Here is a 19,664-nt window from a genome sequence, read left to right as displayed (position 1 = left end):
TCTTCTTTACGAGTATACGCGAAGTGCTAATAATTTTCCACCTTGCGCACAGAAGAATTCGTGATGATTCGATTACTAAAAGCATTAACCACTTCTAGTTGATGGGAGTTGTCCGCTTTTTCGATCGATACGATCCACGCAGGAATGTATACGTTTTGACCGCGTACATTTAAAATCAAGGTATAGGCTAATTGTGCCCATTCGATCGTGGATTTAACAGGTAAACGATTATTACTGTAAAGGGTTGAGATCGCTTCTTTTTCTGTATACAACGATATCGACTCTCGTAAAGGAGTGAGATTGCTAATATAGGTTTGTGTATAATTAGTATTGATGTAGTCTCCGTTTTCTTGCGTAAAATTGAAGACTAACTGACTAGAAGAATCGTTAATCGGAATGCCTTCATAAGACTGTGTCGCGATGATTTCCGTTTTTTCATCCGATAACGTAGAAAAATTACGCTGATACGTATACTCATCGCCACGAATCACACTTTTTTTCCAATAGGTTTGACTGGCATTGGCTAAGTCTTCTTCTTTTGGTACGATAAATTTATCCATGGTTTGATGAATCAAACGCGTGCCATCAAATTTTGTTTCGCCATCAGTCAATAACTGGGCATTATTTTTCTTAACTTCAGTATACAAACTTTGCATCGTTGCGGGTTTGGCGCTCAAATAATAGCCCGTCAAGCTTTGATCTGATAATGTTCCTTCGTAGCGAATACCGTCATTTTCCAACCGTTGTTCAATTGGAATCTTTTGACTTTCTGGCGATACGATCATTTGGTCGCTTTTTGATGCTTGGAAAATATTTAGTAAGAAAATATTCACACCTAAAAAAGCAATAAAGAAAATCCATTCAATTCGTCTAAATCCCATTAATGCTCACCTGCACTTTGCTGCAATTGTCGACTTAGTGCGTCTTGACTTTGCCATTTATGATCATATTTGATGTACCAAGTCGGAACGAGGTCGACAACGTTCGTATCCTTGATATCACTCCACTCATACCCAACCATAATCGCAGACACTCGACTTAAATCGAGCCCTTGTGCTTGTAAGTCTAATAAGACCGATTTATTGGAAGGAAGTTCGATCAGTTTATCCGATGGGATCGGAATTTGGATCGTATTCAAACTCGCTGCGATTTTTACTGACCATTCGTCTTGGTTTTGCGCTTTTTCTGTAAATTGCATCGACACTAGACCATCATTTTGATTGCTAAACACTGGAAAGCCTTCGACAAAAATCCGATAATTCAGTGTGTTCTCATAGCGATCAAGAAATCTTAAATTGCCATAATTCATTCCCAAGTTCCGAATATAATCGTAACTTTTCACATACAGATTATCATGGATCCCTGTAATATCGGTGTCTCGATATTCTACTAAGCGATTATCTAACTGCACGGTCATAACTTCTGATTGATCCGTCAACATCAAATCATTCGTATCATCACTAAGTGTCGCTTCTTGAGGTCTATGAAAAAAACTATCTCTAAATACCGAGTAAGGCTGCACTGTCGAGATATAACTATACAATTTCATCTGAACCGGTTGATCGACTAAATAGTGTTGCAATAATAATTCTGGTGTAAACGTCACACGTTGCCAATTGACTTTTTCTTGTTTTAAAATCGTTGCGATTTCGGATTCATCTACTGTAACGTTTGCACTTAAGTCTGATTTTTTAGCTGCATCGACAAAATGAATCGTTTTGGTTTCACTATTGTAACTCATTTGATCAAACATCAATTCTTTATCTAATAACTGCGCATCTAAGTCTAACTTGAGATCAAATAAATCAATCGCCTCATTCAGTGAGATGCGATTCATAAAAATAAAATCGAAGCCATTTTTGATGGTCGTTTTCTCAATAAATACATCAGCCGATTCGTAACTAGTCCATTTGGGCTGTTCCATTTCACTACTTCCGATCTCGCTTAAGACACTTTTGATCAATTGTTCAGAATTCGTCTCATTGGCTTGACTATCTGTTACAGAAACCAGTTGTAACGGTAAAAAAACATCCGTTAAACTACGAAAATTTTTAGTCGTCATTTCCCCTTGGGTATTGGTTTCACTTGCAATAGGTGTAGTAGCTACTGTTTTGGTCGGATTAAGCCAAATCAAGTAAGACAAGTAAAAACTTGTCACAATGGATAAACAAAGGGCGATTCTCAGTATCATTCGTTGCCATTTCATTCCCACCAATCCTCCTCATACGGTTCATAAGGTAAACTAATAAAAAATGTCGACCCATAATTTTCGCGACTTTGAGCCCAAATCGAACCGCCATGCGCTTTGATGACTTCTCGTGAAATCGCAAGTCCCAAACCAGTTCCGCCTTGCTGACGCGCTCTGGCTTTATCCACTCGATAAAAACGTGTGAAGATTTTGGTCAGATCTGCTTTTGGAATCCCTAGACCTTGGTCACGAATGCTCAACAATATGTGATTATGTGTTTCAGATAAAGAAACTGTAATTGTGCCACCATCTGGCGAATATTTGATTGCATTGTTCATAATATTGTCGATCACTTGAATCATGCGATCAGCATCGACTTCCATCCATAATTCACGTTGTGTAAACTCACGTCTGATCGTATAGCGTTTTGTTTGATTGGTGACCATCATGTCGAAACGATTTAAGACAAAATTGACCAACTCATTGAAATTGACCCATTCTTTTTGTAATTGCGCATTCCCACTATCCATTCGTGAAAGATTCAAGAGATCATTGATCATACGAATCATGCGATCGGTTTCATCTAACGTGACCTTTAGAAATTTCGGAGCAATCTCAGGATCTTGCCAAGCCCCTTCACTTAACGCTTCAATATAACTTCGCATACTCGTAAGTGGGGTACGCAGTTCATGCGAAACATTTGACACGAATTCTCGTCGTTCTTGTTCTGTTTTTTCTTGCTCGGTCACGTCATGGATCACGGCAACTAAGCCTGAAATAAAGCCAGATTCGCGACGAATCATGGAAAAATCGACACGCAAAATAAGCTGTCCGCTTTCAACTGAGTCAGATGGGCGTTCTAGTAGCAGTTCATTTTGATTTTCTAATAGATCGCGCAGCGTGTAATCTTCTTCCATATGCAACATCGTCAAAATCGATAATCCGATTGCTTCTTCTTCTGTTTTCAAATCCAGTAGCGATAATGCCATTTCATTGATCGTAATGACTTTTCCACGACGATCGGTTGCGACCACGCCATCGGTCATATGCGACAAGACACTATTCAATCGATTGCGTTCTGATTCGATCGCTTCTTGAGTCTCTTCGATTCGTTCAGCTAATTGATTAAAGGTATCTGCCAACTGGCCCAGCTCGTCTTGTGCATGGATCGCGACTTTTCCACTATAATCACCGCGAGCGATCCGGATTGCTTGTTGGCGCATCTCACCGATTGGTTGTGTAATGGAGCGTGCGATAAATAGCGCAATCACCATTGAGATCACTGCTGCAATAATCGAAGACGTAACAAAAATCAATGCGGTATTTTTGATCTGTTGATATTCTTTTTCCAAATCACTTTTGATATACAGAGCCCCAATAACCGCCTCCCCTGAAGGTGATTGGATTGGTTGCACATTGATTTGAACTCTTTTACCGTCAGGATCAACGGTAATAAAACTTTTTGCTGAAAAATCATCGATGTCGCGATAGTCATTACGTTTTCCAACTGAACTTTGATCGCTAACATCCGTCGTCGCTCTCACGATCCCTTTTTCATCCACGACACGCATTTCGATCACTTCTGCATTGTCGCTATTTTCTAGTAAGCGTTGGATGGCAGCATTTGTCGTGCTTTCATCGGTATTGTCTTGTTTACTTAACTCATTGGCCACGACGTAAGAAATCGAAGAGGCACTGTTGTTCATATCTGTAATAAAGCTATTGATGGTCGAACGTTCCAAGCCGCGAATAAAATACGCCCCGATAATCTCGATTGAAATCAACAAAATCAAGATAAATGTCAGGGCGATCTTAAAGTTCACCGACTGGAAAAAGCGAACTTTTGTTTTCATATAAGGCTTACTCCTGTTCTGGATTACGTAGGTAATAGCCAACACCACGACGTGTGACTAAGTAATTTGGATGACTTGGATTGTCTTCGATTTTTTCACGTAATCGTCTTACCGTCACATCGACTGTACGAACATCACCAAAATAATCATAGCCCCAAACCGTCTGCAATAAATGTTCTCTAGTCATCACTTGTCCGATATGTTTGGCGAGATAATGTAACAATTCAAATTCGCGATGTGTCAATTCGATCGCTTCATTGTGCTTGGTTACCATATACGCTTCAGGATGAATCGTCAGGTCCCCAATACTCAACTCGGCATTTACTGGCTCTTCTGCTTCTTTTGCACTCGTTGCGCCGCGACGAAGATTTGCCTTTACGCGTGCCACTAACTCACGATTTGAAAAAGGCTTCGTAACATAATCATCTGCACCAAGCTCTAATCCGAGCACTTTATCGATTTCTGAATCTTTAGCGGTTACCATAATGATCGGCATGTCGTACGTCTTGCGCACTTCACGCGCAACTTCTAATCCATCCATTTTAGGTAACATCAAATCTAAAAGAATTAAATCAGGTTCGACTTCACGCACCTTTTCAAGTGCTTCTTCTCCATCATATGCGGTAAATACTTCATATCCTTCTTTATTCAAATTAAACTTGACGATATCTGAAATCGGTTTTTCATCATCCACAACCAAGATTTTTTTCATATTGGCCACCTCTTTTTTCTTTCCGTTTACTTTATCTTTTCCATTATACAATATTTTGACGCGCGTTTCATCTTTCCCTAAAATCAAAAAAGAGCCTATTGGTTTGGGGAACCAATAGGCCGGAGTAAAAATGAAAAAGTGTTAGGGTTGTCTTTAATAAGACTTTGTTGGTATGAAATGACTATACCAATTAATTGTGAACAAATTATGAACAAATTCCTCGCTTTTACTTAAGGTGTTTCTTTTCAGCATCAAGTTGCTCAGATAACTGTTGGACGATCTGCGTGAGTTCTGCGACTTGTTCACTTAAACGATGCAGCTCACTTTGTTGTTCTTGTTCTTCGAGATCACTTTGATCATCTCGTTGTTTGGTCTGTTTGTCTTTAAAGTAATTGGTAATCGTTGAGGTCAACATCCCGATAAAGCCAATCCCAAACATCATCGTAACTGCCGCAATCACTCTACCCCAAGATGTTTGGGGAACAATATCGCCGTAACCTACTGTCGTCATCGTCACAATGCTAAACCAAATACTGTCAACATAGCTGATATTTTCCACGATACTATAAAAGCCACTTCCTACAAAGACAATACACGCACTAGCATAGAGCGCATAAATAAATCCATTACGATACAAAATACTATTTTTATTCTGGCCAAGTTTAGCTAATAAATTGATAATCCGAAAAATCCGATTGGCACGTGACAAAATTCCAATATTTAATAAGTTCAAAGGAATAATGGCTAGTAGATTAAAGATATTATCAAGGATATACTTGCGCTTTTTAGGTGCACGAATAAACCCAATAATATAGCTGACTGTAAAAATCAGTAAGATTCCTTGATCTAAATAGACATACGGGACCTGATCGATATTGATCATGCCTGATAAACTCAAGATAAATAAGGCAATCCAAAAAAGGGTCAGCGTAAAATCACCAAAAACATATACACGATGTAATCGTTTTTTTAACACGATAGCCTCACATCCAACTCTATTTTTTTGTCCCCATTCCCCTTTTAGTTGTAGTATAGCACAAAAAAAGAGAATGCGTATTTCGTCTTCGAAACGTCCGAAGACGCCGACAAAATACCATTCTCGTGGGTTTGGCACCCATGGGACGTGAGGGGTTCGAACCCACGACCCGCTGATTAAGAGTCAGCTGCTCTACCAACTGAGCTAACGTCCCTAAAATGAATACTTGCTTATCTTACACCCCCACTTTTAAAAAGTCAATCGCTATCTTTTATTTCATAACGCGAATTATCCCACTAATAATAGTAGGAAAAAACTTTTATTATCGTTATTTTATTTATTTTCAAAAGATATTTTTGATAAATTACACTTTTTTTAGCTGTTATTTTAGTAGTTTACTTTACAAAAAAGTCAATGCCTTGTTTAAGTACTTTTGGCAAAACACGAATGAAATCTACACAATATCCACAACGATCCTTGTTTTACTATTGTCAAGAAAAAAACAGTTTTTGACTAAAAATAAATCTCGATTTTTCGAGCATTTTTTAGTTCCTTTTTTGCTGAATTTATGATTAAATGGAATATGTTGAATCATTTCAGAACAGATCTTTAATTGATCTTATCAACAAAACATTTTTAGAATTTTTTTATGTTATCGAATAATCGAACAAACCGCACCACTTATATTCAAACACTACCGAAACACAAGTTATTGTGTTTCTTTTTTATTACAGACACAATATCTAGTGTTTTGAGGTTGACTTTACTTTCTTTTTCGACTAATATTTTTTATATCAACTAGACAGAAATTTTTCTTAGGGGGAAACGATTATGAACGTTAAATTATTCTCAAAAAACAACTGCATTCAATGTAAAATGGCGAAACGCTTTTTAACTGAAAACAATGTTGCATTTGAAGAAATCAACATCGATGCACAACCAGAATATATTGATATGTTAAAAGAACAAGGATTCCAAAGCGTGCCCGTTGTCACTTCAGATAACAGCTCAGCCATCATTGGTTTCCGTCCTGATCAATTAAAACAATTAGCTAGCTAATTCGTTTAACTTTTTTATTTGTTGGATTTGTCGGTCTTACGACTACAAGTCCACCTTTTTTATTTTATTTTACGTAAAGGTGTGTGGAATCATGAGTTTAAACTCTTTAACTGATGTTAGTTATTTTAAACTAAATAACGAAATCAACCGACCTGTTAACGGTCAAATCCCCTTGCATAAAGACAAGGAAGCATTAGCAGCATTTATCAAAGAAAATGTTGAACCAAATACGAAAACTTTTGCTTCAATCAAAGAAAAAGTGGCCTTTTTAACACAAGAAGATTATTTAGAAGAAGAATTTTTAGCAAAGTATTCTCCTGAATTTATCGAACGCTTATACACCTTTTTAGATGAACAACAATTTGAATTCAAGTCATTTATGGCTGCCTATAAATTCTATTCACAATACGCATTAAAAACCAACGATGGTGCTTATTATCTAGAAGCTTATGAAGATCGCGTGGCGTTTAATGCGTTGTATTTCGCCGATGGAAACGAAGAACTTGCTTTAGCGTTAGCGGACGAAATGATCCACCAACGCTATCAACCAGCAACTCCTTCTTTCTTAAATGCGGGGCGAAAACGCCGTGGTGAATTAGTCTCTTGTTTCTTGATCCAATTAACCGATGATATGAACTCAATCGGTCGTGGGATCAACTCGGCTTTACAATTGTCTCGTATCGGTGGCGGTGTCGGAATCACTTTATCCAACTTACGTGAAGCAGGCGCGCCAATCAAAGGCTATGAAGGTGCCGCTAGTGGCGTGATGCCCGTTATGAAATTGTTTGAAGATAGCTTTAGCTACTCCAATCAATTAGGTCAACGTCAAGGTGCAGGTGTTGTGTATTTAAACGTCTTCCACCCGGATATTATGCCGTTCTTATCTGCGAAAAAAGAAAATGCTGATGAAAAAATTCGAGTAAAGACACTTTCTTTAGGTGTCTTAGTACCAGATAAATTTTATGAACTAGCACGTAAAAACGAAGATATGTATTTGTTTAGTCCGTATAGTGTTGAACGTGAATACGGTATTCCTTTTTCTTATATCGACATTACGGAAAAATACGACGAATTGGTGCAAAACCCAAGAATTCGTAAAACGAAGATCAAAGCACGTGACTTAGAAAATGAATTGTCTAAATTACAGCAAGAATCTGGCTACCCTTATATCATCAACGTGGACACTGCCAATCGCGCCAATCCAGTTGCGGGTAAAATTATTATGAGTAACTTATGTTCAGAAATCTTGCAAGTTCAAGAACCATCTGAAATCAATGGCAAACAAGAGTATGAAGTATTAGGTACGGATATTAGTTGTAACTTAGGTTCAACCAATATCGTCAACTTAATGGATAGCCCAGACTTTGGACGTTCTGTACGTACGATGACACGCGCGTTGACGTATGTGACCGATGCGTCAGATATCGATGTTGTACCTTCGATCCAAAACGGAAATCGTTTAAACCATACGATCGGTCTTGGTGCAATGGGTCTACACACCTACTTTGCGAAAAACCAAATGGAATACGGATCAAAAGATTCTCTAGAATTTACGGATATCTATTTCATGTTGTTAAACTACTGGACGCTTGTTGAAAGCAACCAAATCGCCAAAGAACGTAATGAAAGCTTCCATAATTTTGAGCAATCAAAATATGCGGATGGCTCTTACTTCACACCTTATATCGAAGCTGATTATCAACCAAAATCAGATAAAGTAAAAGCTTTGTTTGAAGGGATCCACATCCCTACTGGTGACGATTGGAAAGCTCTATCTGAAGCGATTCAAAAAGATGGCTTGTATCATCAAAACCGTTTAGCCGTTGCACCAAATGGTTCGATCTCTTACATCAATGATACCAGTGCAAGCTTACATCCGATCACTCGCTTGATCGAAGAACGTCAAGAAAAGAAAATCGGAAAAATCTACTACCCAGCTGCACACTTATCAAACGATACGATTAGCTATTATAAATCAGCCTATGATATGGATATGCGTAAGGTCATCGACGTCTACGCTACTGCACAACGCCATATCGACCAAGGAATGAGTATGACGCTCTTTATGCGCTCTGATATTCCTGAAGGCTTGTATGAATGGAAAACGACAACCAAACAAACGACACGTGACTTAAATATCTTACGTCACTATGCTTTTCATAAAGGGATCAAATCCATTTACTATGTACGTACCTTTACCGATGATGCAGAAGAAATTGGCAGTAACGATTGTGAGAGCTGTGTGATTTAATCACGCACTCTCTCTTTTAATGAACAGGAGGACCTTTTATGTCTGAAACTTACTATAAAGCAATAAACTGGAATGCCATCGAAGATATTATTGATAAATCGACTTGGGAAAAATTAACGGAACAATTTTGGTTAGATACACGTATTCCCTTATCGAATGATTTAGATGATTGGCGTAAACTAAGCGCTGAGGAAAAAGAACTTGTGGGCTATGTCTTTGGGGGCTTAACACTTTTAGATACCTTACAGTCTGAAAATGGGATGGATGAATTAAAAAAAGACGTGCGCACGTCTCATGAAGAAGCCGTGTTAAACAACATCCAATTTATGGAATCTGTCCATGCAAAAAGTTATTCATCGATCTTTAGTACATTAAACACAAAAGCTGAAATCGACAATATCTTTGAATGGACGAATACAAACCCTTACTTACAAAAAAAAGCTGAGCGCATCAACGAGATCTATAAAAATGGAACGCCATTAGAGAAAAAAATCGCCAGTGTCTTTTTAGAGACATTTTTATTTTACTCTGGCTTTTATACGCCTTTGTATTACCTTGGAAATAATAAACTAGCGAACGTTGCCGAAATCATTAAACTAATCATCCGTGACGAGTCTGTCCATGGAACCTATATCGGCTATAAATTCCAGTTAGGTTTTAATGAACTACCAGAAGACGAACAAGCAAGTTTAAAAGACTGGATGTACGAATTGCTTTATGAGTTATATGAAAATGAAGAAAAATACACCGAACAATTATACGATGGAATCGGTTGGACTGAGGAAGTGAAAACCTTCTTACGTTACAATGCCAATAAAGCCTTGATGAACCTTGGTCAAGATCCATTGTTCCCAGATGGTGCTAGCGATGTGAACCCAATCGTGATGAACGGGATCTCTACTGGAACCAGTAACCATGACTTCTTCTCACAAGTTGGTAATGGCTATCTATTAGGTAGTGTTGAAGCGATGCAAGAAGACGATTATTTAATTGGAATGGAATAAGCAAAAGCAGTTTCTCTATGAGAAGCTGCTTTTTTTCATTTATTTATCGACAAAAAAAGCTTTCCTTTTTCAAGGAAAGCTTTTTTAAACTCAACAGAATTACTCTGCAGCGTTTTGATCTTTGAGACCGTATTTTTTGTTGAAACGATCCACACGTCCGTCTGCTTGAGTGAATTTTTGACGTCCAGTATAGAATGGATGAGAGTCAGAAGTTACTTCGACACGGATTACTGGGTAAGTGTTTCCGTCTTCCCATTCCATAGTTTCTTGTGAGTGTTTAGTAGAACCTGACAAGAATGTGAAACCTGTAGTTGAGTCTAAGAAGATTACTGGATGGTAATCTGGATGAATATCTTTTTTCATTATGCTTTTCTCCTTTGCCCTGTTTCATGTGCTGAAGCAGAGTTATTTGTTTTAATACAACAAGAGTATCTTATCATTTTTTAACGTACTTGGCAATTATCTTTTTTTATTTTTGGCATTTTTTTCAGTAAACGTCACATCTTTAAACGCCTGTAATAACGCTTCGTTTGTTGGTGTTTTTTTCATAAACCGTACAAATTGTTCCGTATATTCCAATGCGTCGCCTTGCATTTGATTACGAATGCGCCACGTCTCTTCTAGCTGACTTTCAGACATTAAGAGTTCTTCTTTACGCGTACTTGAACGTTTCAAATCGATGGCTGGGAAAATACGTCGTTCGGCTAATTGACGGGATAGATGCAACTCCATATTCCCTGTTCCTTTAAATTCTTCATAAATGACGTCATCCATTCGGCTACCGGTATCGACTAAGGCTGTCGCAATAATCGTCAAACTTCCACCTTCTTCGATATTACGTGCGGCACCAAAGAATTTTTTCGGACGATACAACGCGGCAGGATCGATCCCCCCACTTAGCGTTCGACCGCTTGGTGGCGAAACTAGGTTATACGCACGCGCAAGACGTGTAATACTATCCATTAAAATCACGACGTCACGTTTGTCTTCTACTAGACGCATCGCACGTTCTAAAACCAATTCAGACACGCGCGTATGGTTATTTGGTTGTAGGTCAAAAGTAGAGGAGACAACATCGCCTTTGACGCTACGTTCTAAATCCGTCACTTCTTCTGGACGTTCATCGACTAATAACACAATCAATTCCACATCCGGATGGTTTTTCGTGATTCCATTTGCGATTTCTTTTAAAATACTCGTCTTCCCGGCTTTAGGTGGTGCTACGACAAGACCACGTTGGCCAAAGCCAATTGGTGAAAACAAATCGATGACTCGAGAAGCCAACCGTTCTTTTGTCGTTTCTAAATGTAATTTACGATTTGGATAAAGTGGCGTCAATGCTGGAAAATGTGGACGTTGCTTTGCTTCTTCAGGGTTTTTCCCATTGACGCTATCGACATGCATCAAGCCATAGTAGCGCTCAGATTCTTTAGGTGGTCGAGCTTTTCCAGCGACTTTATCCCCATTACGAAGACCAAAGCGATTGATTTGAGAAGAAGAGATATAAATATCTTCTGCGCTTGGTCCATAATTGATTGGGCGTAAAAAACCATAGCCGTCTTGACCAATGATGTCTAAAATCCCTTCAACTAAAAAGAAGCCTTGTTTTTCAGCTTGAGCTCGAATCACAGCTAATGCCAACTCTTTTTTATTCATCTGACTGTAATATGGAATTTTAAATTGTTTTGCATACGTATAAATTTCTTTTAACGTTTTATGTTCTAATTCTGCAATCGTTAAATAATCTGCCATCCTCGTTAGTCCTCAATCATTTCTATCTGTGCGCCTAAATCCGTCAACTTTTCAACAATATGGTCGTATCCACGTAAAATGTGCTCTACATTTCGTATCGTCGTCTGACCTTCTGCCATTAATCCAGCAATCACTAAACAAGCACCTGCTCTTAAATCACTCGCTGCAACTTCAGCACCTTTTAGCTGTGCTGGTCCGTTTAACAACATAATATTGCCTTCGATCGAAACGTCTGCTCCCATACGAGCAAGTTCTGGAATATGATTGACACGTTTTTCATAGATCGTATCGGTTACTTGCGAATTGCCTTTTGCTTTCAGTAATAATGGTGTGATCGGTTGTTGCAAATCTGTTGCAAATCCTGGATATGGAAATGTCTTCACGTTCACAGGTTTTAGATCTGTCGTTTCATGGACATAAATCGAATCTTCTCCGATATCCATTTTGACACCCATTTCCGTTAGTTTCGATAAGTAACTTTCTAAATGCTCATGGATCACGTTTTGGACTTTGATTCCTTTACCAACTGCAGCAGCCATTGAGATATACGTACCGGCTTCGATACGGTCAGGAATGATCCCATGCGTACAGCCATGTAAAGTATCAACACCTTCGATACGAATGATATCCGTTCCAGCACCTTTGATGTTTGCACCCATTTTATTTAACAAGTTTGCTACATCGATGATTTCTGGTTCACGAGCGGCATTTTCTAAAATCGTTTTCCCTTTTGCTTTAACAGCCGCTAGCATGATATTAATGGTCGCACCAATGGATACCATATCTAAAAAGATGTGGGTTCCATTTAAACCATCTTCAGTTGTTTTTAAATACATTGCGCCATGCTCATTTTTCACATCCGCACCTAATGCTTCAAATCCTTTGATATGTAAATCAATCGGTCGAGGTCCTAAATAACACCCGCCAGGTAAACCTACAACTGCTTCACCAAATTTACCTAACAGTGCACCCATAAAGTAATACGACGCACGAAAACTATTGATCTTGCCAGTTGGCATTGGGATCGAGATAATCTCTGTTGGATCGATCGTTAATTGATGATTTTCAAATGAGGTTTTCACCCCCATGATTTCTAAAATCTCAATTAGTGAATGAACATCTTGAATATCTGGTACACCTTTTAACACCACGGGCGAGTCTGCTAAAACAGCTGCAGGAATCAATGCTACTGCACTATTTTTCGCACCACTGATCGTGATCTCGCCAGTTAATGGTCGATTGCCATGAATCACTATTTTTTTCATTTTATATTCACCTATGCTTTACGTTCTTATCTGCCTCATGTCTTATGACGCATCGTTCATTAGTTTACCATATTTTAGGCGAAAAAAAAAGATGACTAGCCTACGCTAGTCATCAAAAACAAGTCTTATTTAGCTTTACCAGCTGAACCAAACCAGTCAATGTGCTCTTCACAATCTTTAACGATCGCAGCTTTACCTGGAGCTAATAATTTACGAGGGTCAAATCCTTTACCTTCTAAATCTTTACCAGCTTCGATGTATTCGCGAGTTGCTTTAGCAAATGACAATTGGAATTCAGTGTTTACGTTTACTTTAGAAACACCCATTTTGATTGCTTTTTCGATTTGATCTTGAGGAATACCAGATCCACCGTGTAATACTAATGGTACATCTTGTCCAACTGCTTCAGCGATCGCTTGCAAGTGATCAAATGCTAAACCAGTCCAGTTTTCAGGGTATACACCGTGAATGTTACCGATTCCGCAAGCTAAGAAGTCAATACCAGTGCCTACCATTTGTACACACTCGTCGATGTCTGCTAATTCACCAGTACCGATGATTCCGTCTTCTTCTCCACCGATTGAACCAACTTCACACTCAACAGAGATTCCTTTAGCGTGAGCTTTTTCCACTACATCTTTAGCAAGACGTAAGTTTTCTTCAAATGGTAAGTGAGAACCATCAAACATTACAGAAGTGTAGCCTACTTCGATACATTCTAATGCATCTTCGTAAGAACCATGGTCTAAATGTAATACCACTGGAACAGTGATGTTCATTGATTCGATTAAATCTTTTACCATGTTTACAACTAATTTGTACCCACCCATGTATTTTGCAGCACCCATTGAAGTTTGGATTAATACAGGTGCTTGTTTTGCTTCAGCAGCTTCTAGAATTGCTTGAGTCCACTCTAGGTTGTTTGTGTTGTACGCGCCTACTGCATAGCCGCCTTGACGAGCTGCTTTGAAAACTTCAGTTCCTGATACTAATGGCATAATTTTTCCTCCTAAATTTAAAAACGCATTATTTGTTAAGTTTAACTTAACCAACATTGATATTTTAGCAAATTTTCCCTTTATTTCCAAGTAAAACTATCAAAATAAAAGGAGAATCTTTTTCAGATTCCCCTTTTTGGTAAAATTATGCTTCTTCGATTGCTGCACCTACGAAGGCTTTGATTAAGCTTTGAGGACGGTTTGGACGAGAAATCAATTCTGGATGGAATTGACATCCAACAAAGAATTTGTTTTCTGGAATTTCTACGATTTCTACTAAACGGTTATCTGGAGAAACACCAGAGAAGACCAAACCGTGTTGTTCGAACAATTCACGGTATTTATTGTTGAATTCATAACGATGACGATGACGTTCTTGAACGACTTCTTGATTATTATAAGCCGCTGCTGTCTTCGTTCCTTTTTTCAATTTACATGGATAAAGACCTAAACGCAATGTGCCACCTAAATTTTCAACATTTTCTTGATCTGCCATCAAATCGATAATGTTATTTTTCGTACCAGGAACGGTTTCAGCAGAGTTCGCATCTTCTAGTCCGACTACGTTACGTGCAAATTCGACACATGCCATTTGCATCCCTAAACAAATTCCTAAGAATGGAATATCGTTTTCACGTGCATAACGTGTTGCTTCAAGCTTCCCTTCGATCCCACGATCGCCAAATCCACCAGGAACTAAGATCCCATCGACACCACCTAACGCTTCATCGATATTTTCTGGTGTTAAATCTTGTGCTTTGATCCATTTTAGATCGATATCCGCATCATACGCAAACCCAGCATGTTTTAATGATTCGACTACTGAAAGATACGCATCTTGTAATTCAACGTATTTCCCAACTAAACCGATCGTCACTTTTTTGCTTAAGTTTTGTACTTTATGTTCCAATTCGCGCCATTCGGTCATATCTGCTTCTGGTGCATCCAATTTCAAATGATCACAGACGATTTGGTCCATTTTTTGTGCTTGCAAGTTTAATGGAATAGAATATAAGGTTTCCACGTCACGTGATTCGATCACTGCCTCTGGTGATACATCACAAAATTGAGCCAATTTATTCTTGATATCTTGAGAAACTGGTTCTTCTGAACGCACGACTAAGATATTTGGTTGGATCCCTAATCCACGTAATTCTTTTACGCTGTGTTGCGTTGGTTTAGTTTTCATTTCGCCTGCGGCTTTTAAGATTGGCAATAGAGTTGTGTGGATATACATGACATTATCAGAACCGACATCAGCTTTCATTTGACGCAAAGCTTCTAAAAATGGCAATGACTCGATATCTCCTACGGTTCCACCAACTTCCGTAATGATCACATCAGAGTCTGTCATAGTAGCAGCACGCATGATTTTTTCTTTGATTTCGTTTGTGATATGTGGAATCACTTGGACAGTTGCACCTAAGTATTCTCCCTTACGCTCTTTACGTAATACTTCAGAATAAATTTTACCTGTAGTCACGTTTGAATATTTGTTCAAATTGATGTCAATAAACCGCTCGTAGTGACCAAGGTCTAAATCCGTTTCCGCGCCATCATCTGTTACAAAAACTTCTCCATGTTGATATGGACTCATCGTTCCTGGATCCACATTGATGTATGGATCAAATTTTTGGATCGTTACTTTTAAGCCACGATTTTTTAACAAACGACCTAAAGATGCTGCTACGATCCCTTTACCGATTGAAGAAACCACTCCACCAGTTACAAAAATATATTTTGTCATAAATTGAAAAACTCCTTTGTCTCTATATTTCGCAGGTGAAAGCGATAAAAATAAAAGATCGCTCCCTATTCGTTTGATGGAATAGGGAGCGATGTACTATCGAACTTTCTGACTCTTTCAAAGAGTGCCCAAACAGTATATTACCTTCTCACCGACCAAAAGTCAATTTAAAAGTTTTTAATTTTTTAGGCGTAATGTGCTCGCGGACCGCCGATGTATTTAGGACGACTTGTCAATGCCGTTACGTGGGCTGAACCGATTGTTTTAATAGACGGACGAAATGGTACTTGTACGTGTTTGATGTGCATCCCGATTGCCGTATCGCCAATATCGATACCCGCTTTCGCAACTACATGTTCAACTTCAACTGGATGTGTAAATTGCTCAAATGCCGCAACAGAGCACGCTCCTCCAGCATGTAATTGTGGCACGACTGAGACGATACTCAAATCATGTGCTTCGGCATATTCTTCTTCGACAACTAACGCACGATTTAAATGCTCACATCCTTGAACGGCTAGAAAAATGCCTTTTGGTTTTAACACTGCTAAAATGGCTTCAATGATCCATTCGCCGACTTCTTTACTTGAGTGCTTTCCAATCACACCTCCAGTTACTTCACTAGTAGAACAGCCCAATACAAATAGATTCCCTGCAGTTAGTGAACCTGCTTGAAGTACTTCTTCAACTAAAGTTGTCACGTTTTTTGTTACTTCTAATTTATCCATTTTTATGCTCCTTTTTTGAATAACTGTACGCAAATGCACGTGATAACACCTTTAACAAAGGTAAACCGAGCACGATACCGACTATACTTTGGACTACATTACCTAAAAGTGACGCGACTCCAGCCGCACTTCCGTATAAAATAGTCGTTGCTAAAGCATAGCCTACGATCAAAATCACTGCACCGCAAGCTAAGCCGATTACTTGATAGCTTGTATTCTTTTGCATAAAATGCCCGACCACATACCCTTGCAGGCCATGAATGATGACTGAAAATAAGATCCATTGTGGGTATCCGGAAAATAAATCGATCAATCCACCACTCAATCCGCCAACAATTAAACCAGCTTGCGGACCAAATAATAAGGCGACTGCATAAATTCCGGCATCTGATAAATTCACAAATCCTCCAGTAGCTGGAATAGGAATAATGAAAAATAATGAAATGACGACGATCATGGCGCTCAGTAACGCATAACGTGTAAGTTGTCTCACTCTAAGTTGCCCCCTTTAGGCCAAATACTGGCAAATTGTGGTGTTACAAATACTTGATTTAAAATACTAGTTGTCACAAACTGTTTCGCATTGTGCACAGCTTTTTCTAAGGAATGACCTACTGCTAAATTTGCCGCAATCGCACTAGCAAATGTACAACCGGAACCATTAACGATCTGCTTTACTTGAATGGTCTCGCTAAATTTGATCAATTCATGTTTTGTTGCTAGATAATCGATCGCTTCTTCTTGTGAAAAACGTAAACCACCTTTAACGTAAAATGAAGTATCGTACTGCTCAACCAAATGCGTGGCCAATTTGGATAAAGCATGTTGTGTTTGTGGAAATGGACTGTTTACGAGCGTCACAGCTTCAGCTACATTAGGTGTACAAACCGTACTAAATGGACTTAATTGTTCCATCAAATAGGCACTCAATGATTCATTACTCCGTTCGTCAGTTTCTTTTAAGGCAAATACTGGATCGAGTACGACATGTGCTTCTACATGGTGCGCTAAAAATGCGCGAACAGATTGAACTTGTGCTTTAGAAACAAGCAAGCCGATCTTAATGGCGTCAAATTGGACTTCATTTAAAGAAGCAAGTTGCGCTTGAAACAACTGATCGTCAAGTGCTTTAATACTAAATCGTTGATCGACATTTGTAACAATCGAAGTCAACACGCTCATACCAAATACTTGATACGCATGATACGTCGCCAAATCCGCCTGGATACCACCACCAGCGTAAGGATCAGATCCACCAATCGTTAACACTTTTACAGGCATTGACTCACTCCTTTACGTTTTTAGCTATCATAACGGAAATTCAAATAAAAAAAAACAACCAATTGGTTGTTTTTTTCTCCATCCAATTTTAAAATAATTCCAAATACTGATCGCGTTCCCACTGTGACACACTTTGGCGAAATGTTGCCCACTCCATCTGCTTCGCACTAACAAAGTTAGCATAAATGTGTGAACCTAGCGCATCGATGATGACGCGGTCACTTGCCAACGCTCGCAATGCACTATTTAATGTGGCTGGCAGATCAAAAATATTCATTTTTGATCGTTCTTTCGCATTCATGACGTAAATATTACGATCCACCGGTGCTGGCGGCGTCATTTGATGGAAGATCCCGTCCAATCCTGCTTGCAATAGTGTCGCAATCGCTAAATATGGATTGGCCGATGGATCAACAGAACGAACTTCTAGTCGTGTCGAAATCCCTCGTGAAGCAGGTACACGAACTAACGGTGAACGATTCCGACTAGACCATGCAATATAGACAGGAGCTTCAAAGCCTGGCATCAAACGTTTATACGAATTGACTGTTGGATTACAAATCGCCGTATACGCTGCTGCATGTTCCAATAATCCAGCTAAAAAGTGATATGCGGTTTGGCTTAATCCATCTTTTGTCGTTTCATCATAAAAAGCATTTTGCCCCTCTTTAAATAGCGACAAGTTGCAATGCATACCAGAACCACTGATTCCAAAAACCGGTTTTGGCATAAAGGTCGCATGTAATCCATGTTGTCTAGCAATCGTTTTGACCACCAATTTAAAGGTTTGAATATTGTCACACGCCTCAATGGCATCTGCATATTTAAAATCGATCTCATGTTGTCCTGGTGCCACTTCATGATGTGAGGCTTCGACTTCAAAGCCGAGACGTTCTAATTCAAGGACGATATCACGACGGCAATTTTCTCCCAGATCAATGGGTGCAAAATCAAAATATCCACCACGATCGTTTAATTCAGTTGTCACTTCACCATTTTGTGCCAATTGAAATAAGAAAAATTCAGGTTCAGGTCCTAAATTAAAGGCACTAAACCCCATTTCTTGCATTTGTTGTAAGACACGCTTTAAATTCCCGCGCGGATCTCCTGCAAAAGGTGTTCCATCAGGATTATAAATATCGCAAATTAAACGAGCGACTTTTCCATGTTCGCTCTCCCAAGGAAAAACCAACCAGCTATTTAGATCTGGATAGAGATACATATCGCTTTCTTCAATACGAACAAATCCTTCAATGGAAGAACCATCAAACATCATTTTATTTTGTAAGACTTTATCTACTTGCGAAACCGGAACTTCGACATTTTTGATCGTACCCATGATATCTGTGAACATCAGACGAAGAAATCGGACGTTTTCTTCTTGGATAGATTGTTTGATACTTGTTGCGGTGTGTACTTGCTTTGACATGCTAGCCATCCTTTACTTTCTTGTTTTACCGTTTTGGTCCACGCTGTAGATAAGGGTTTTGCTGATTTAAGCCACCAGATAACCCACCTTGAGATAAGATTTCATCGTAAAAAATCCGACGAACATCATTATCTGTTAGCGATTTTTTATGTTTGATTGCTTCTTCTTCTTCTTTTTTCATTTCATAGACACGTTTGATTCCAGCCATATTTAAGCCATCTGATAAATAGTCTTTGATCTCAAGTAACACGTCGATATCATTTAACGAATACATGCGACGATTGCCTTCGCTTCTTTCAGGATGAATCAATTCTTGCTCTTCATAATAACGAATTTGACGAGCGGTTAAATCTGTTAATTTCATAACGGTCCCAATCGGAAAAACCGACATCGAACGTCGAAGTTCTTTTTCGCGCATTAT

18 protein-coding genes and 1 tRNA gene are annotated in these 19,664 nt (G+C 38.9%); 3 read left to right on the top strand and 16 right to left on the bottom strand.

The features are described 5' to 3' along the window. Positions 1-26 precede the first annotated feature (26 nt). The 6 genes from ACWOEC_RS01570 to ACWOEC_RS01545 form a co-directional block, all read right to left on the bottom strand. Entirely contained in the window at positions 27-881 is an 855-nt protein-coding gene (locus ACWOEC_RS01570; protein ID WP_455305523.1) for a two-component system regulatory protein YycI, read from the bottom strand. Next, positions 881-2,206, bottom strand: a complete 1,326-nt coding sequence (locus ACWOEC_RS01565; RefSeq protein WP_455305522.1) for a YycH family regulatory protein — start codon at positions 2,204-2,206, stop codon at positions 881-883. Before ACWOEC_RS01565 ends, ACWOEC_RS01570 begins: the two co-directional genes overlap by 1 nt. Continuing rightward, on the bottom strand, positions 2,203-4,041 hold the full coding sequence (walK, locus tag ACWOEC_RS01560; protein ID WP_455305521.1) for a cell wall metabolism sensor histidine kinase WalK: 1,839 nt from the start codon (positions 4,039-4,041) through the stop codon (positions 2,203-2,205). The genes ACWOEC_RS01565 and walK overlap by 4 nt, the downstream gene beginning before the upstream one ends. Positions 4,042-4,048: 7 nt before the next feature. Continuing rightward, positions 4,049-4,753 (bottom strand): response regulator YycF, encoded by a 705-nt coding sequence (yycF, locus tag ACWOEC_RS01555; protein ID WP_297079734.1) that lies wholly within the window; start codon positions 4,751-4,753, stop codon positions 4,049-4,051. A 226-nt stretch (positions 4,754-4,979) separates the two neighbouring features. Beyond that, positions 4,980-5,729 carry an ion channel gene (locus ACWOEC_RS01550; RefSeq protein ID WP_455305520.1) on the bottom strand — a complete coding sequence of 250 codons (750 nt, stop codon included), beginning with the start codon at positions 5,727-5,729 and terminating at the stop codon, positions 4,980-4,982. 141 nt (positions 5,730-5,870) lie between these two features. Continuing rightward, positions 5,871-5,943 (bottom strand) — tRNA-Lys (locus ACWOEC_RS01545). A gap of 617 nt (positions 5,944-6,560) precedes the next feature. On the opposite strand from ACWOEC_RS01545, the gene nrdH reads away from it, so the two are divergent. The 3 genes from nrdH to nrdF all read left to right on the top strand — a co-directional run bounded on the left by nrdH (position 6,561) and on the right by nrdF (position 10,043). Next, on the top strand, positions 6,561-6,788 hold the full coding sequence (gene nrdH / locus ACWOEC_RS01540; RefSeq protein WP_455305519.1) for a glutaredoxin-like protein NrdH: 228 nt from the start codon (positions 6,561-6,563) through the stop codon (positions 6,786-6,788). Positions 6,789-6,879: 91 nt separating this feature from the next. Continuing rightward, on the top strand, positions 6,880-9,039 hold the full coding sequence (nrdE, locus tag ACWOEC_RS01535; protein WP_455305518.1) for a class 1b ribonucleoside-diphosphate reductase subunit alpha: 2,160 nt from the start codon (positions 6,880-6,882) through the stop codon (positions 9,037-9,039). Positions 9,040-9,077: 38 nt separating this feature from the next. Beyond that, positions 9,078-10,043: a class 1b ribonucleoside-diphosphate reductase subunit beta gene (gene nrdF / locus ACWOEC_RS01530; protein ID WP_297076895.1), complete on the top strand. Its 966-nt coding sequence runs from the start codon at positions 9,078-9,080 to the stop codon at positions 10,041-10,043. Positions 10,044-10,142: 99 nt separating this feature from the next. Here the strand turns inward: nrdF and ACWOEC_RS01525 are convergent, their stop codons facing one another. The 10 genes from ACWOEC_RS01525 to ACWOEC_RS01480 form a co-directional block, all read right to left on the bottom strand. After that, entirely contained in the window at positions 10,143-10,406 is a 264-nt protein-coding gene (locus ACWOEC_RS01525; RefSeq protein WP_455305517.1) for a type B 50S ribosomal protein L31, read from the bottom strand. Positions 10,407-10,502: 96 nt separating this feature from the next. Next, positions 10,503-11,795, bottom strand: coding sequence for a transcription termination factor Rho (gene rho / locus ACWOEC_RS01520; RefSeq protein ID WP_297076610.1), 1,293 nt, complete (start codon positions 11,793-11,795; stop codon positions 10,503-10,505). 5 nt (positions 11,796-11,800) lie between these two features. After that, positions 11,801-13,060, bottom strand: coding sequence for a UDP-N-acetylglucosamine 1-carboxyvinyltransferase (locus ACWOEC_RS01515; RefSeq protein WP_297076606.1), 1,260 nt, complete (start codon positions 13,058-13,060; stop codon positions 11,801-11,803). A gap of 125 nt (positions 13,061-13,185) precedes the next feature. Beyond that, complete coding sequence (locus ACWOEC_RS01510) at positions 13,186-14,058, bottom strand: class II fructose-bisphosphate aldolase (protein WP_297076603.1); 873 nt, start codon at positions 14,056-14,058, stop codon at positions 13,186-13,188. Between the two features lie 145 nt (positions 14,059-14,203). Further along, a complete protein-coding gene (locus ACWOEC_RS01505) occupies positions 14,204-15,805 on the bottom strand; it encodes a CTP synthase (protein WP_455305516.1) in 1,602 nt (533 codons plus the stop codon). A 185-nt stretch (positions 15,806-15,990) separates the two neighbouring features. Further along, entirely contained in the window at positions 15,991-16,533 is a 543-nt protein-coding gene (locus tag ACWOEC_RS01500) for a TIGR01440 family protein (protein ID WP_455305515.1), read from the bottom strand. Beyond that, complete coding sequence (locus tag ACWOEC_RS01495; RefSeq protein ID WP_455305637.1) at positions 16,526-16,990, bottom strand: ECF transporter S component; 465 nt, start codon at positions 16,988-16,990, stop codon at positions 16,526-16,528. The genes ACWOEC_RS01500 and ACWOEC_RS01495 overlap by 8 nt, the downstream gene beginning before the upstream one ends. A gap of 32 nt (positions 16,991-17,022) precedes the next feature. Further along, positions 17,023-17,814, bottom strand: a complete 792-nt coding sequence (locus ACWOEC_RS01490; RefSeq protein ID WP_455305514.1) for a hydroxymethylpyrimidine/phosphomethylpyrimidine kinase — start codon at positions 17,812-17,814, stop codon at positions 17,023-17,025. Positions 17,815-17,902: 88 nt separating this feature from the next. Further along, positions 17,903-19,243 (bottom strand): type I glutamate--ammonia ligase, encoded by a 1,341-nt coding sequence (glnA, locus tag ACWOEC_RS01485; RefSeq protein WP_455305513.1) that lies wholly within the window; start codon positions 19,241-19,243, stop codon positions 17,903-17,905. Positions 19,244-19,268: 25 nt separating this feature from the next. Then, on the bottom strand, positions 19,269-19,661 hold the full coding sequence (locus ACWOEC_RS01480) for a MerR family transcriptional regulator (RefSeq protein WP_297079854.1): 393 nt from the start codon (positions 19,659-19,661) through the stop codon (positions 19,269-19,271). Positions 19,662-19,664 lie beyond the last annotated feature (3 nt).

This window comes from Enterococcus bulliens (assembly GCF_053761865.1).
The sequence above is the reverse complement of the archived record's forward strand: the minus strand, read 5'-3'. Positions and strand labels throughout refer to the sequence as shown.

Excerpts from the sequence above, each read along its gene's own strand:
- ACWOEC_RS01570 (WP_455305523.1), bottom strand. The coding sequence starts at position 881 with ATGGGATTTAGACGAATTGAATGGATTTTCTTTATTGCTTTTTTAGGT.
- ACWOEC_RS01565 (WP_455305522.1), bottom strand. The coding sequence starts at position 2,206 with ATGAAATGGCAACGAATGATACTGAGAATCGCCCTTTGTTTATCCATT.
- walK (WP_455305521.1), bottom strand. The coding sequence starts at position 4,041 with ATGAAAACAAAAGTTCGCTTTTTCCAGTCGGTGAACTTTAAGATCGCC.
- yycF (WP_297079734.1), bottom strand. The coding sequence starts at position 4,753 with ATGAAAAAAATCTTGGTTGTGGATGATGAAAAACCGATTTCAGATATC.
- nrdH (WP_455305519.1), top strand. The coding sequence starts at position 6,561 with ATGAACGTTAAATTATTCTCAAAAAACAACTGCATTCAATGTAAAATG.
- nrdE (WP_455305518.1), top strand. The coding sequence starts at position 6,880 with ATGAGTTTAAACTCTTTAACTGATGTTAGTTATTTTAAACTAAATAAC.
- nrdF (WP_297076895.1), top strand. The coding sequence starts at position 9,078 with ATGTCTGAAACTTACTATAAAGCAATAAACTGGAATGCCATCGAAGAT.
- ACWOEC_RS01525 (WP_455305517.1), bottom strand. The coding sequence starts at position 10,406 with ATGAAAAAAGATATTCATCCAGATTACCATCCAGTAATCTTCTTAGAC.
- rho (WP_297076610.1), bottom strand. The coding sequence starts at position 11,795 with ATGGCAGATTATTTAACGATTGCAGAATTAGAACATAAAACGTTAAAA.
- ACWOEC_RS01515 (WP_297076606.1), bottom strand. The coding sequence starts at position 13,060 with ATGAAAAAAATAGTGATTCATGGCAATCGACCATTAACTGGCGAGATC.
- ACWOEC_RS01510 (WP_297076603.1), bottom strand. The coding sequence starts at position 14,058 with ATGCCATTAGTATCAGGAACTGAAGTTTTCAAAGCAGCTCGTCAAGGC.
- ACWOEC_RS01505 (WP_455305516.1), bottom strand. The coding sequence starts at position 15,805 with ATGACAAAATATATTTTTGTAACTGGTGGAGTGGTTTCTTCAATCGGT.
- ACWOEC_RS01500 (WP_455305515.1), bottom strand. The coding sequence starts at position 16,533 with ATGGATAAATTAGAAGTAACAAAAAACGTGACAACTTTAGTTGAAGAA.
- ACWOEC_RS01495 (WP_455305637.1), bottom strand. The coding sequence starts at position 16,990 with ATGATCGTCGTCATTTCATTATTTTTCATTATTCCTATTCCAGCTACT.
- ACWOEC_RS01490 (WP_455305514.1), bottom strand. The coding sequence starts at position 17,814 with ATGCCTGTAAAAGTGTTAACGATTGGTGGATCTGATCCTTACGCTGGT.
- glnA (WP_455305513.1), bottom strand. The coding sequence starts at position 19,243 with ATGTCAAAGCAAGTACACACCGCAACAAGTATCAAACAATCTATCCAA.
- ACWOEC_RS01480 (WP_297079854.1), bottom strand. The coding sequence starts at position 19,661 with ATGCGCGAAAAAGAACTTCGACGTTCGATGTCGGTTTTTCCGATTGGG.